Origin of the sequence: Micromonospora sp. NPDC052213 (genome assembly GCF_040679695.1) — a bacterium.
Taxonomy (GTDB): Bacteria; Actinomycetota; Actinomycetes; order Mycobacteriales; family Micromonosporaceae; genus Micromonospora.
Genome location: NZ_JBFAVI010000189.1, coordinates 1 through 13,031 on the forward strand (window position 1 = coordinate 1; position 13,031 = coordinate 13,031).

Sequence of the window (13,031 nt, forward strand, 5' to 3'; positions counted from 1 at the left end):
AGAAGAAGTGGGTGCCGACGACGGCCTCCGGCCGCTCGGTCGCCGTGGCGATCTGGGTCACCGGGATGGCCGAGGTGTTGGTCGCCAGGATCGCGCCCTCTGATCTCTTTGGGCCTCGGGTAGTACGGGCCGACCTGCGGGGACGTGCACGTCGAGCCAGAGGTCAGGCCGACCGCGCTATCCCGTGGCGGTCGAGCTCCATCGCCGCTGCTCGGCCACGCGGACCAGCACCCCCGCCGTCGCCGCGACCAGCATCACCGCATCCCCCCGGGTGTACTCGAACGTCTTGGTCACCGGATCCTTGTGCATCGCGCCGGACAGCGTTCTGGCCAGGTCCTCCACGATGAACGCGAACCGCTCGGGCAGCGTCCGCTTCTCCTCCACGAGCCGCTCCGGATTGGCCCTCTCCCGCTCGAGGGTCTTCCGCTGGATGGCCGCCGTGCGCTCGGCTTTGCGGATCGGCTCCAGCGCCTTGCGCGCGGCGAGCAGCGCGCCCTCGATGTTGCTCTGCCGCAGCAGGATCCTAGCCTTCCGTAGCTCCTCCGTCGCGATCGCGAAGTCCGCCCCACCGACCACCGGCACCAGCACCTCGATGAACGTGCCGGCGTCTACCTGCTCCAGCTGCTTCAACCACTCGCCGGCGCCGATGTGGAAGCGGCCACCGCCGCTCTTCACCTGGAGAATGGGCGGGTCACCCACAACCGAGGTCACCGTGAAGTTGGCGTACAAGTGCAGGTCTTCGCCCCGTCGCAGTTCCTCGATGACGCGGAGCTGTTCGTCGCTGACGAACCCGACCAGTTCCAACTGGCTGGACCGCACTTGCGGGCTCACGGGCTGCTCCACCTCCAGCGCGCCCAGCAGCTTCTGCTCCTGGCCCGACACGCCGCACAGGTACAGCAACGACGACACCTTAAACGGCGAGGCGGTCGGCGCGTCGTTCTGTCGGCTGAGCTCGAAGCGCAGGCTAATGTGTGCGCCCCCGACGCCGGGGTAGAGCCGCAGCATGTGCTGCACGGCCTGCACGTACAGCCGGTCGTCGTTGCCGAGTTCAATCGAGATCATGGGCATACCGTCTCTCTGGGGGCTACCCGCTCCACTGTGGTGCGTACACCCTAATGAGGGCCGCCGAGGACGGCGGAGGGGCGGGTGCAATGCCGGTCGCCCCCGGATCATGGATTGGCGCAGCCGGCACTTCCGATCCACCGGGGCGAGACCGTGAACTTGCCGGCGGGGCGCCACGTCGCCGAGCGCATTCGTCGACTCCCCGCCGACCTGCGCCAGCTGATCGAGTGGGCTGCCGCACACCAGCACGTGGTCGCCTTGCCGTAGCTGCCGCTCCGCGAGCTGGAGCTGGTCGGCGACCAGCCGGACGAGTGCCACAATGGGCGGGGAGCTCCCCTTACTCACGCTGGTTGAGTCCGCCGGATTCCTGGTCCCCGTCGCTCTGCTCCCGGTCCTGCTCGATCTTGCGCAGCAGGTAGGCGGCCTGAGCGATGAGGTCAATAAGGTCGGCGTCGCCGACCACGCGGTTGGCCATCTTCTCCATGACACCCGGGATGTCGAGTACGGCGTCGATGACCTTGGTCGGCAGGGTCGGCGACTTGCGGAACTGGTCGATCTCGTTGGCGTCGATTTCCTCGGCGACCTCCGGGTCGGAGATGATCTCGCTGGCGGCAGACGTCACGAAGCCCTCGACGCTGCCAGCCTCGAAGTCGCCGGCGAACAGAGAGTTGATCCGTGAGACGACGTCGGCGAGGGCGACCAGCTTCGGATCCCTGTTCGCGGAACCCGAACCCGCTGCAGTGGCCGGCTTCAGGGCTCGCTCCTCACCCAGCGACAGGTCGACCTTGCCGTGGTCGATCTGCTTGATGCGCTTCAGTGTGACGTCGGACAGGTCGACGTCCGAGGTTAGACGGTCGGTCTCGATGACACGGGCGAGCTGGCGGAGGAAGACCGACAGCTTCTCGAGGGCGGTGTTTTCGTAGTCGACGACCTGAGACATGAAGTCGTACAGGCGCACAAACGTGCCGACGTCCTTGCGGAACAGCTCGAGGCGCTCGATCTCGGCCTTGTCGTCACGCGTTTTGGCCGACTGGTACAGGGTGGCGAACCGGTCCTTGGGTCCCTGGATCGCCGCCGACAGGGCGCCGTGACCTGCCCGGGTGAACCAAGCATGGGCAAAGGCCTCGACGTCGTCGTCGGTGTAGATGTCGGCCTCGGCGAGCTTGGCCGCGATCTCGTGGACAATGTTCGGGTCGGTGGTCGACTCGATGCGCGCCTCGTTGTAGTACGGCTCGAACGACGCCTGGATGTCGGCCGGGTCGTTGACGAAGTCCAGGACGAACGTGCGTTCCTTCTTCTCGCCGGCCGGTGACCGGTAGGTGCGGTTGAGCCGGGAGAGGGTCTGCACGGCGGCGATGCCGTCGAGTCGCTTGTCGACGTACATTGCGCACAGCAGCGGCTGGTCGAACCCGGTCTGGAATTTGTCCGCGACGATCATGACGCGGTAGGTCGCGCCCTTGAACTCCTCGGCCAGGTCCGCCCGCGCTCCCGGGTTCATCGACGCCTCGGTGGCCTTTTCAATGACGTAGTCGGAGTCGTTGACGGTGCCGGAGAAGGCGACCAGGGTTCTCAGTTGGTATCCCTTGTTCCTGATGTACGTGTCGATCTCCCTCTTGTACCTCACCGCTGCCACGCGCGAGTCGGTGACGACCATTGCCTTCGCGTGCCCCTCCAGCAGGTGGGCGATGTTCGCGCGGAAGTGCTCGACGATGATCTCTACCTTCTGCCCGATGTTGGACGGGTGGAGTTTGACGAACCGCATGATGCCGCGCGACGCCGCCTTCTCATCTACCAGGTCTCCGTCATCGGCTTCGTCGGTGCTATGCGCGGTGGCGATTACGCCGCTCTTGGCGCGGGTTTCGATCTGGAATGCCGTAGAGTAGGTCTGGTAACCGCGCAACACGTCGAGGATGAACTCCTCCTCGATCGCCTGCCGCATTGAGTACACGTGGAACGCCCGCGGTAACCCGTCTTCGTCAGGGCGACCGAACAGCTCGAGCGTCTTGGCCTTAGGGGTGGCGGTGAACGCGAAGTAGGAGATGTTCGTCGGGTTCGCACGTTGGGCTGCTAGCCGGGCTATCTCCTCGTTGAGCGTGTCCTCCGCGTCGACAGCGACAGGCTCTTTGACCGCTACACCGCCGGCCGACAGTACCTTGCGGACCTCTTTCGAAGTCGCACCCGACTGTGAGGTGTGCGCCTCGTCGACAATCATCGCAAAGTTGTGCCCTGCCAGGGCCTTGTTCTCCGCGAGTTCCTTCATCACGAACGGGAACGTCTGAATCGTGACCACGACTATCAGCCGCTTGTCGCGCAGCGCCGCAGCCAGCGCCTTGGACTTCGACCCGCCTGCGCGGCGTACCTCGGTGTCGTCGATCGTCACGACGAGGTTCGGCTGGTTGTCGACCTGCCGCACCGCTTCCTGTAACTGGTCGTCCAGCACGCTTCGGTCGGTGATGACCAAGACCGTGTCGAACACCTTGACGTTGTCCGCATCGTGTAGGCGCGCCAGACGGTGCGCGATCCACGCGATCGAGTTCGTCTTACCCGACCCGGCCGAGTGCTGGATCAGGTACTTGTGCCCCGGGCCCTCAACACGAGCGGCCTCCACCAGAGACGTCACCGCCTCCCACTGATGGAAGCGCGGGAACAGGATCGTTGACTTCTTTGACCTCTTGCCGTTGATCGGGTCGACGGTCTCCTCGTGACGGGTGAACATTAAGGCGCCTAGGATGTTCAGCCACCGGTCCCGCTGAAGCACCCGCTCCCACAGGTAGGCTGTCGCCGCGCCGCTCGGGTTCGGCGGGTTGCCCTTCCCGCCGTCGGCGGTACCGCGGTTGAACGGCAGAAAGAACGTATTGGACCCGGCGAGGCGCGTGGTCATCCACACCTCGTCGTCATCCACGGCGAAGTGCACGAGCGCACGGTTTCCGTGCCCCAGCAGTGGCTGGCCCTTGGGGCGGCGGTCGTGCTTGTATTGGTCGATTGCTGAGCGTACTTCCTGCTTGAAGTAAGTCTTGAGCTCGAGCGTTGCCACGGGCAGACCGTTCACGAAGAACACGAGGTCGATGGCCCGGTTGTCACCCTTTGCCGGCGAAAAACGCACCTGACGCATCACCCGCAGCCGCACCTTGCCGTAGTCCTCGACCGTCTTGGCGTTGAGAGTCGTGGCTGGTTTGAACTGGCACATGCGCAACGTCGCGTTGACGTGTGATACCGGCCGGCGCAGCACGTTCAGCGTGCCGCCCCCATGGCTCATGGAGGCGTCCAGCCTCTTCGCGATGGCGTCCAGGACCTGCTCCCGCTGCTTGCCCTCCGACACCGACCCGGCCTTGACGACCTTCGCCAGCTGCTCGGGCTGTGTGTCCTCGAGCCAGCCGAGCACGTCCTCCGGGAAGAGGGCTCTTTCGGCGTCGTAGCCGGCGTCATTGGGCGAGTACAGCCACCCGTGTGCGGCGAGGTGCTCGCAGATCTCGGCCTCGAACTGCTCCTCGCGGCTCTGGTCGACAGCCATCATGCTGCACTCCTTCCGGCGACGTCGATTTGACCTGTGACGGCCGCGGAGATGAGTGCGGCACGGCGCTCCTTCGCGAACGCGATGTGCTGCTGCGTCTTGGCAATCAGTGCGTCGACGCTCGCCTTGCGCGCGCGGTAGTCGGCCATGAACGCTCGCTGTTCGTCGGGGGACGGAAGCATCAGCGGGACCCGCGCGAACGTAGACCAGTTGCGAAAGTCGACGCTGCGCTGCCGCACGTTCGGCGCCTGAACAGCTAGGAAGCCTGAAGTCCCGAGGTACCGCAGCAGTAGCGCCAGGTACTCGGGATCGTCATCACCTCGTGGCCTGCACACGTGGTACACCGGTGTGCAGACGCCGTGACTGTCCGAGACCCCAACCGCGCCCGCGAACCCGTCGAGCGCGTGGAAGACGATGTCGCCCGGAAGGACCTCCTGGTAACCAGCCTCGGTCTCGGAGAACGTGTAGCCGTCCTCGCGCCGGTTTGATCGAAGGGTCACGACTCCGTCGCGGTACGCGGTAACGACTCCGAGCCCGCTGGGAGCGGGACGAGTCAGCTTCATGAGGGTCTGCCGAATGCTAGCCGAGCGCTTGCCCTCGGAGGACTGAAAGTGTTGATCGAGCAGCGCCGAGCGTCGTTCGCGTAGGACCTTGATGAGGCCGTGCTGCTTGCTGATCAGGGCGTCGATCTGAGCCGTCTCGCGGTCCAGGATGTCGGCGATGGCTAGCTGGTCGGCGGCGGGCGGGAGCGGGATGGTCGCTTTCGTCAGGTCCGTGCTACGGAGTCCGACGCGAGTCACGCCCGATGCCAGGACCCTCCATTGGCTTTGCACCGCGCTCGATACCATGACCCAGTAGAGGAACCGTGGCGCGACTGCCCGCGGATCGGGGCGCACGATCGCCAAGTGATACCCGCAAATGAGGTCGTCAGCTTCGTACTCAACGTAGGCAGGGATGCCGATGTCGTCTGCGGTCTCGGAGTCCTTTGTGATGATGGTATCTCCACGCCGGATACGGAAACGTACAATCTGCTCGGCGGTAGCAGTCGCCTTCATGAAGTCGAGGTTGGACGTTATTGAGCTGTTCTTGTAGACGTCGGTGTAGTTGCACAGGCGCACCGCCGGTTGCCCCTCAACGGTGTGCTTGTCGACGTTGCTCGTCCATGCCTCAGCGACCTGGCAGAGTCGCGCCCCGGACCAGTCATGGGGGAGGACGCCAAGCCACTTCGAAACCCGCGCCTGCACCGCAGGGTGCGTCACCGGCGTAGTCATCGCTCGACCTCCTGCAGAAGATCGATGATCTCGGCCACGACTTTATTGAGATCGGCGTCAATCTCCGCCAATGGACGGGGTGGGACGAAGGTGTAAAAATGGCGGGTAAATGGGATCTCGTACCCGACCTTGGTCTTTGCGTGGTCGATCCAGGCGTCGGGGAAGTGCGGAGCGATCTCTGCGGCGTAGTAGGCGTCGATCGTCTCCCCTGCGGCGTCGTGGTTCTTGTCGTGGCCGCCCCACCCGAACGGCACCATCTCTGTGTCGCGCAGGGCGGTGTCGGGCTCGGGAGAGCCCTTTTCCGGGCCGGCCTGGACGGTGCAGGTGTCGGCGTTCTCGTCGCGCTCGCCCAGCGCCTGCCACAGCGCCTTGCGCTGCGGCGCCGTGAGGCCGATCCCTCTGGCGCCGAGGTGCTTGCTCAGTTCGCGCAGGAACTCCTCACGGTTGAGGTAGAGAGCGTCGCCGAACGTATCCAGGGCCTCGCCGAGCCCCTGCACCTTGGCGAGGGCCTTGGTATCGACGGCCGTCTTGGTGCGCTCAGGGCTGCAGGCGAAGTTCAGGCGGAGAGGCCGCTCGACGGTGATGGACCAGTAGGCGAAGTCGAGGTTGTCGATGATCTTGGATGTGCTGGTCTCGGTGAATCGGTCGTAGGTCTGAACGATCTTCGCCCGGTCAGCTTCGCTGATCTCGACGCGCTTGGCACCGAGGCTCTTGCGCATCTTCGACCCCATGCCAGTGGCATCGATGAGCTGGACCCTACCCTGACGCTCCGGCGACTTGGAGTTGTCCAGAATCCACAGGTAGGTGGCGATGCCAGTGTTGTAGAACATATCGAGAGGCAGGGCAACGATCGCCTCGACAAGATCGTTCTCGAGAAGGTGCCCTCGGATGTCCGACGGACCGGAACCAGCGCCGCCGTTGAACAGTGGGGAGCCGGAAAGGACGATGCCAGCACGGCCGCCGTTGCCCTTGGCGTCCACGGGGCGCATCTTCGAGATTAGGTGGAGGAGGAACAGCATCGCGCCGTCGCCGACACCGGGCAGACCGGCGCCGAACCGGCCCCTGTCGCCGCGCTTGTGCTCGGCGCGCACAGCCGTCTCCGACGCCTTCCAGTCCACGCCGTACGGCGGGTTGCACAGGCAGTAGTCGAACGTCTCGCCAGCGAACAGGTCGTTGGCCAACGTATCGCCGTGGCGCACGTTCGACACGTCCTGCCCCTTGATCAGGAGGTCGGACTTGCAGACAGCATAGGAGGCGGGGTTGACCTCCTGGGCGTACAGGGCGAGCTTCGCCTTCGGGTTGAGCGAGAGCAGGTGCTCTTCAGCGACGGACAGCATGCCGCCGGTACCCGCCGTCGGGTCGTATACCGAGCGGAGGGTGCCCGGCGCGCGCAGGGCGTCGGTGTCCTCCGCGAAGACCAGGTCGACCAGGAGTCGGATCGCGTCGCGAGGGGTGTAGAAGTCGCCTGCCTCGGCGTTCGCGGCCTCGAAGTCGCGGTAGATGAGGTGCTCGAACAGATCGCCCATACCTGGGTTGTCGACGGCGTCGGGGTGCAGGTCGACCCCGGCGAACCCCTGCACGACGAGGTTCAGACGGCCGGCCCGGTCGAGGTTGTGAATCTGCGTCTCGAACTCGAAGTGCTTGAACACGTCGATTTCTGACGAGAACCCGTTGATGTAGTCGACGAGGTTCGCGGCCAAATTGTCGGGGTCCTCGAGTGCGACCTCGAGGGTGAACGCCGAGGTGTTGTAGAACGGCAGGCCCGTGGCGCGGCGCACGAACGTCTTGCGCCGCAGGTCGTCGTCGTGCTCCGCAACGATCTTCGCCATAGCCTCCCGGTGCGGCTCCATCACGCACTCCAGGCGGCGCAGGATCGTCATGGGCAGGATCACGGCGCCATACTGATGGGGCTTGTACGGCCCACGCAGGAGGTCGGCGATGCCCCACACGAAATTTCCGAGCTTGCTCACTTTGGTGGACCTTTGTCTCGTTCGGCGTTGCGGCGGTCCCGGTTGCCGCCGTATCGGCGGCGTTGAAGCTACCGGAGGATGCCCTCAATCTGCTCGCAACCCATGCCGGGCACAACCAGCCAACCGAGCAGCAAGACCGGCACGACGGCAGACAACGACGGACATCAGGAGCAGGCCAACGAAGTTCAGCACCACCGCGAACAGCGGTGCCGCTCCTGACTCCACGCTCACACAGCCGAGCCCGAGTAGGCGTGCTGCCTCGGCCCCGTCCACACGTCGGTGTCGCACTTCTGGCACTTCGTCAGGGCGTGATCGACCGTTGGCACGTGCTTCAGAGATGGTCCGTCCTTGTCCACCACCCCTGATGTCACTGAACGATGCTCACCACAAATAGGCGGATCCGGCACGATGGCCGGATGGCGGCAGTAGATGCACGGTTTCTCGGTGGACCGGTCGACGGGCGACTGATGCCGGTGGAGGTCGCCGCCGACGGCAGCCCGCCGGCGGTGGTCAAGCTGCCTCAGACTGGCTTCTACGTCGGGGCGAGCGATGCCGCGGCGCCCGTGGTGGAGCACGCCTACGTCCTCGCCGGCAGGGTTGATGACACCGATGTCTACCAGTACCAGCAGCCCGTCTCGGAGGCAGCGCACTGACAGCTACCGCCGGCGGAGCGGTTGTTCTGCGGTTGTTCGCTTGTCGACCATTGCTTTGCCGGTCGACACCCACGCATATCGAAGTAACGCTATCTTCGATTGACCGGGAGAGCCGACACCCGTACCGTGCGATGGGCCGCCACCCTGCTGGCCGCCGTCACCGCCACCACCGTCCTGACCGCCGCCCCCGCCCACGCCGAAACCTATTCCGCATACCTGCGCACCGCCGTGGTGAACCTGCCCTTGGCCACCGAGGTCCGCACCGGATACGACCGCAGCCTCTTCCCTCACTAAAAAGACGCCGACGGCGACGGTTGCAACACCCGCAATGAGGTCCTCATTGCCGAGGCCGCCACGAAGCCGTCGGTCGGCTCTTCCTGCTTCCTGTCTGGCAGGCGCTGGTATTCCGACTACGACAACGCCTACTGGACCCTCACCAGTGACCTCGACATCGACCACATGGTGCCCCTCGCCGAAGCCTGGGACTCTGGCGCCCGGAACTGGACCACCAGCCGCCGCCAGGCCTTCGCCAACGACCTCGGCGACTCCCGCCCGCTGGTGGCGGTCACCGACAACGTCAACCAGGCCAAGGGCGACCAGGACCCCGCCACCTGGATGCCGCCCTACAGCTCGGCGCGCTGTCGCTACATCAACGAGTGGGTCGCCACCAAGATCCGCTGGCGGCTCACCGTCGACACCTCGGAAAGAACGCCCTGACGAGCTAAGCGACGTCTCGTAACCCTGGCGTCTGTCTGTTGAGGATGATCGGGCAGGATGCCTGGGTGCAGGTGATTACGGCAGCCCACCTTGAGTGGATCTTCCCATTCACCGGGCTGCAGCCCGCCCAGTTCCGCAAGCTGGTCCGGCTGGTCGCCGAGCGTGGCGGTGACGGCATCGCCGACGGCCGGCCGGGCCGGCAATGGGCCCTCGACCTGGCCGACCGGGTGCTGTTGGTGGCCACCTACTGGCGTACCAACCTCACGATGCGCCAGATCGGCCCGCTGTTCGGGGTGTCGCACTCCGCGGCGCACCGGGTCATCGACACCCTCGCGCCGCTAGTGGCGCTGGCACCGGTGCGTAAGCGGCCGGTCGAGCAGATCGCGATCGTCGATGGGACTCTGATCCCCACCCGCGATCACCGCCTGGCCGCCCGGAGCAAGAACTACCGGTACTCGACGAACCTGCAGGTCGCCATCGACGCCAGCACCCGCCTGGTCATCGCCGTCGGCGACCCGCAGCCCGGCAACCGCAACGACACGATCGTCTACCGCACCTCGGGCATCCTGGAGAAGCTGGACGGGCGGCCGGTGATGGCCGACGGCGGCTACCGGGGCAACCCCGAGGTGATCATGCCGTACCGCAAGCCCGCCGACGGGAGCGACCTGCCCGCCTGGAAAGAAGCCCTCAACGTCGAACACCGGACCGTCCGAGCAGGGGTCGAACACGCCCTGGCCAGGATGAAGTGCTTCAAGATCTTGCGTGACTACCGCCGCGCCGCCCACACATTGACCGACGCCGCTTCCGGCATCGCCAACCTCCACAACATCATCCTCGCCGGCTGACCACCGGCCTGAGGCCGGGCAACCCTTCACCCAGTTACGAGACGTTCCTGAGTCAGGCGACGGCTTTCGTGGCGTTTTGAACCGCCACTCTGCCGCCAACGAACCACACGGCCGCGACAAGTACGGCAGCGGCCGAAAACACCAGCTTGTTGTGCCGTCCCGCCAGGAACTGCTTATTCTTGGCATCTTCTTCGGACACTCTGTCCGCGTTTCGTTCCTTACGCTCGATCAGGAACTTGATCTGTTCCCAGTCCAGGTCGTCTCGCTTAAGCAGTTCGCTCAGCGACTCATCGACTCGCCCATAGGCTTGGAATACCTCTTTCTGACTCTGTTCATTAGACTTCAGCGTAGCCGCATGCCCGTTTTCCATAACACTCAAGGCTCCGGCGGCCATTTTTCGCAACTCCGGAAACTGGCCAATCAGTTTCTTCATCACCTCCGGACTGAGCGCAGGCCCCAGGGCAAAACACTCGAACACCTTCTCTACAGGCAAATCATTCAACGAAATGCCCTGGAGGGCCTTTTCAAGCCCGTCTCCACTGTTCACGCCCACGCCTTGCCCCCATCTGCAACAAACACACCAATCCCGACCAGGACGCCGAACTGGATGCTTTCTGCCCTGCGCTGTCGAGAGTGTAGTCAGCGCACGCACGTCGCGCGGCACGAGAAGCAACGGCCGGCGGGCACTAGGCGCCCCACGCAACCCGCCTGTCCCGCCCGAACCCGTGCGGCCCGTTTCCAGAGTCCGCCGTACAGGTCCGCGCGCCCATCGCCCCGGCCTTGGCCGCTCAGTCACGTCAGTCGTGCCCGGCCGCCATTTCCGACCTCGAGCATCTTAGTACGTGTGTGCGACTAACTTGCAGGACATGGAATGGCGAACGCGCCGGCACATCACGCCGCTGGGACCGGGCCGAGAACTCGCCCGCCCGTGTGATCGTCGTCGAGCGCGTCGTCGACTCCCCCGCCGGGCTGCGCAGCCTGGTCGACCGGGCCCGCGCCGCCCCCGCACGTGGTCGCCTTCTAACCGTCAGGTCCGCGAATTGGTGGGCGACGAGCCGCAGCTCTGCCGGGCCGGGCACCGATACTCGGGCGGGTCGGCGACCCGGCCGGTGCGCGACTGGTGGCCGTGCGGGTGCGGCGGCCACCTCGTCATCCGCTGCCGGTGCAGCGACGTCAGGGTGGAGCCGGCGATCGATCTGGGGTGTGCACCGGCCCGATCAACGACCCGCTGACGCCCGACGAGCGGTCGACAACTCCACCGAGGAGGAGCAGTAACCAACCCAGGCGGGGTGGCGAAACCGTGAAATCCTGGACGCCACTCCACGCCCCTGGCAGCCTCGATCCCGTGGCCCGACAGGCAATTCACCCCCAGCTCCGGGCAACTATCGGGCCTTGTCCGTGCACAAGGGAACCCGCCGGGGTCCCGATAGCACCCAGATCCGGGGTCGGGGCGGGGGATTGTCCTGTCGGGCGGTTAGAGTCATCCGAGTCCGAGCCACGAGGACCACGACTTTAGCGCGTGGACCCACTTCGAGGCCCCGGACGACGTGCCGTCGTCGACCGACGCCGAGCACGAAAATGGCGGGCACCCGGGGTCGGATCCGGGCACCCGCCGAAGCGTCACTACAACCGCCAAGCCAGGGCAGAAAGAGTCAACGCAATGAGCAGACTACGTCATGCAGCAGAATCGCCGCACAAGGTGCCGCAGGGTCGGTTGATCCCGTTGACCACCTTGGTCTACCTGCTGATCTCGGCCGCTGTCACCGGCGCCGCGCACCAGTTCCCCGAGGCCGCCGTGCCGATGAGTCTCGGCCTCGCGACCTTCCTGGCGCTGGAGCGGCTGCACCTGTCGGTCCGCTGACGCGAATCGACCCCCGCACCGACGTTCCGGTGCGGGGGTCGATCCGTTCTCAGGCTGCGGCGGCCTGCCAGTTGGTCCGCCCAGCGGACTAGCCTCGCGTCGCTAGTCCGCTCACCGGACTAGCCCAGCGTCCGCGGTCGGCCGTCGCCGCCGCCGAGGTGCCTGACGGTGCCGCCGCCGCGCTCCCGCTGCGCCTGGATGGCACACACCATGCACAGCACCACCGCGCTGTCGCCGAGCAGCGCCCGCGCCTGCCGCTGGCGCGGCCCGATCCACACGCCCGTCCCGCACTTCTCGCACGTGGTCAGCGAGTGCTCGACGGTCGGCGTGTACTCCGGCGTCCCGCTGCCATCCAGCAGCGCGTTCATGTTCGTCGGCGGGCATGTCAGGATCGCCCGGTCTACGATCTCCACGCGGACCTCCTTCACATCTGCTGGTTGCTCGACGACGCGACGACCCGGCCGTCCGCGTCGATCCGCACGCCGGGGCCGGCGACGTCGCCGCCCGCCCGGCGCACCGCCGCGATCCGCTCGAACACCTGCTTGCCCGACCCCAGCCGCTCCACCGACGGCACCACTACAAGGTCGGCGACGTGCTGCGCGAGGAGGTCGATCGTTCCCCGCCAGCCGCGGGAACCGACGTGCGAGCCGACCACCTCGTACCCCTGCTCGTGGCACCAGCGGTCCGCGACCTTGGTCAGCTCCTCCAGCGTGGCCCGGCCGCCGCGCACCGCCCGGGAGAACACCACGGCGCGGCGCCGCACCCAGCGCCGCGCCGCCTGGTCCCACCGCGCGTGCTTGTACAGCCGCGTCAGCTCCGGCCCGGAGCCGTCGACGTCCGGGGCACACCGCACGAGCTTCCGAGCCTCGGTGTCCCACCGCACGTGCCAGCCGAACTGGCGGGCCTCCGCGTGGCCCGGCCACCGGCCGGTCCAGTCTTCCCGGCCGCAGTTGTGGCCCGCGCTGTCGCGCTGCGCCCGGCACCACATGCGCTTGCGGCCGGTGGCCAGGCACTCGGCCACGTCGCAGTCGTCGGCGTGGACCTCGCCGATCGCCACCAGGCAGGCCGGGCAGGTGCCGCGCAGCAGCTCGTCGTCCACCAGGTCCTCCGTGCTGTCGGTCGGGCCGGCGCCGGAGGCGCG

12 protein-coding genes and 1 pseudogene are annotated in these 13,031 nt (G+C 66.2%); 5 read left to right on the forward strand and 8 right to left on the reverse strand.

The features are described 5' to 3' along the window. The 5 genes and pseudogenes from AB0L34_RS29250 to AB0L34_RS29270 form a co-directional block, all read right to left on the reverse strand. Positions 1–94 (reverse strand): annotated as a pseudogene (locus AB0L34_RS29250) (3-hydroxyacyl-CoA dehydrogenase NAD-binding domain-containing protein); the annotation flags it as partial. Positions 95–177: 83 nt separating this feature from the next. Beyond that, positions 178–1,062 carry a hypothetical protein gene (locus AB0L34_RS29255; RefSeq protein ID WP_363708323.1) on the reverse strand — a complete coding sequence of 295 codons (885 nt, stop codon included), beginning with the start codon at positions 1,060–1,062 and terminating at the stop codon, positions 178–180. 337 nt (positions 1,063–1,399) lie between these two features. Then, a complete protein-coding gene (locus tag AB0L34_RS29260) occupies positions 1,400–4,576 on the reverse strand; it encodes a type I restriction endonuclease (protein ID WP_363708324.1) in 3,177 nt (1,058 codons plus the stop codon). After that, positions 4,573–5,844, reverse strand: coding sequence for a restriction endonuclease subunit S (locus AB0L34_RS29265; protein WP_363708326.1), 1,272 nt, complete (start codon positions 5,842–5,844; stop codon positions 4,573–4,575). The genes AB0L34_RS29260 and AB0L34_RS29265 overlap by 4 nt, the downstream gene beginning before the upstream one ends. Then, positions 5,841–7,814: a class I SAM-dependent DNA methyltransferase gene (locus tag AB0L34_RS29270; protein WP_363708329.1), complete on the reverse strand. Its 1,974-nt coding sequence runs from the start codon at positions 7,812–7,814 to the stop codon at positions 5,841–5,843. The genes AB0L34_RS29265 and AB0L34_RS29270 overlap by 4 nt, the downstream gene beginning before the upstream one ends. A gap of 416 nt (positions 7,815–8,230) precedes the next feature. On the opposite strand from AB0L34_RS29270, the gene AB0L34_RS29275 reads away from it, so the two are divergent. The 4 genes from AB0L34_RS29275 to AB0L34_RS29290 all read left to right on the forward strand — a co-directional run bounded on the left by AB0L34_RS29275 (position 8,231) and on the right by AB0L34_RS29290 (position 10,029). Beyond that, positions 8,231–8,467 (forward strand): hypothetical protein, encoded by a 237-nt coding sequence (locus AB0L34_RS29275; protein WP_363708331.1) that lies wholly within the window; start codon positions 8,231–8,233, stop codon positions 8,465–8,467. A 99-nt stretch (positions 8,468–8,566) separates the two neighbouring features. After that, positions 8,567–8,761: a hypothetical protein gene (locus AB0L34_RS29280; protein WP_363708333.1), complete on the forward strand. Its 195-nt coding sequence runs from the start codon at positions 8,567–8,569 to the stop codon at positions 8,759–8,761. Between the two features lie 156 nt (positions 8,762–8,917). Continuing rightward, positions 8,918–9,184: an HNH endonuclease family protein gene (locus tag AB0L34_RS29285; protein WP_363708345.1), complete on the forward strand. Its 267-nt coding sequence runs from the start codon at positions 8,918–8,920 to the stop codon at positions 9,182–9,184. 65 nt (positions 9,185–9,249) lie between these two features. Then, positions 9,250–10,029 (forward strand): transposase family protein, encoded by a 780-nt coding sequence (locus AB0L34_RS29290; RefSeq protein ID WP_363708335.1) that lies wholly within the window; start codon positions 9,250–9,252, stop codon positions 10,027–10,029. A 52-nt stretch (positions 10,030–10,081) separates the two neighbouring features. Here AB0L34_RS29290 and AB0L34_RS29295 read toward each other — a convergent pair whose 3' ends face one another. Next, the gene (locus AB0L34_RS29295) at positions 10,082–10,576 is read right to left on the reverse strand and encodes a hypothetical protein (protein WP_363708337.1); all 495 of its coding nucleotides are present in this window, start codon (positions 10,574–10,576) and stop codon (positions 10,082–10,084) included. A 1,113-nt stretch (positions 10,577–11,689) separates the two neighbouring features. Between AB0L34_RS29295 and AB0L34_RS29300 the strand changes: the two genes are divergently transcribed. Continuing rightward, complete coding sequence (locus tag AB0L34_RS29300; protein ID WP_363708339.1) at positions 11,690–11,890, forward strand: hypothetical protein; 201 nt, start codon at positions 11,690–11,692, stop codon at positions 11,888–11,890. Between the two features lie 119 nt (positions 11,891–12,009). On the opposite strand, the gene AB0L34_RS29305 is transcribed toward AB0L34_RS29300, so the two are convergent. Both AB0L34_RS29305 and AB0L34_RS29310 read right to left on the reverse strand, forming a co-directional pair. After that, positions 12,010–12,303 carry a hypothetical protein gene (locus tag AB0L34_RS29305; RefSeq protein ID WP_363708341.1) on the reverse strand — a complete coding sequence of 98 codons (294 nt, stop codon included), beginning with the start codon at positions 12,301–12,303 and terminating at the stop codon, positions 12,010–12,012. An 11-nt stretch (positions 12,304–12,314) separates the two neighbouring features. Further along, the coding region (locus AB0L34_RS29310) for a hypothetical protein (protein ID WP_363708343.1) at positions 12,315–13,031 on the reverse strand (717 nt) is incomplete at its 5' end.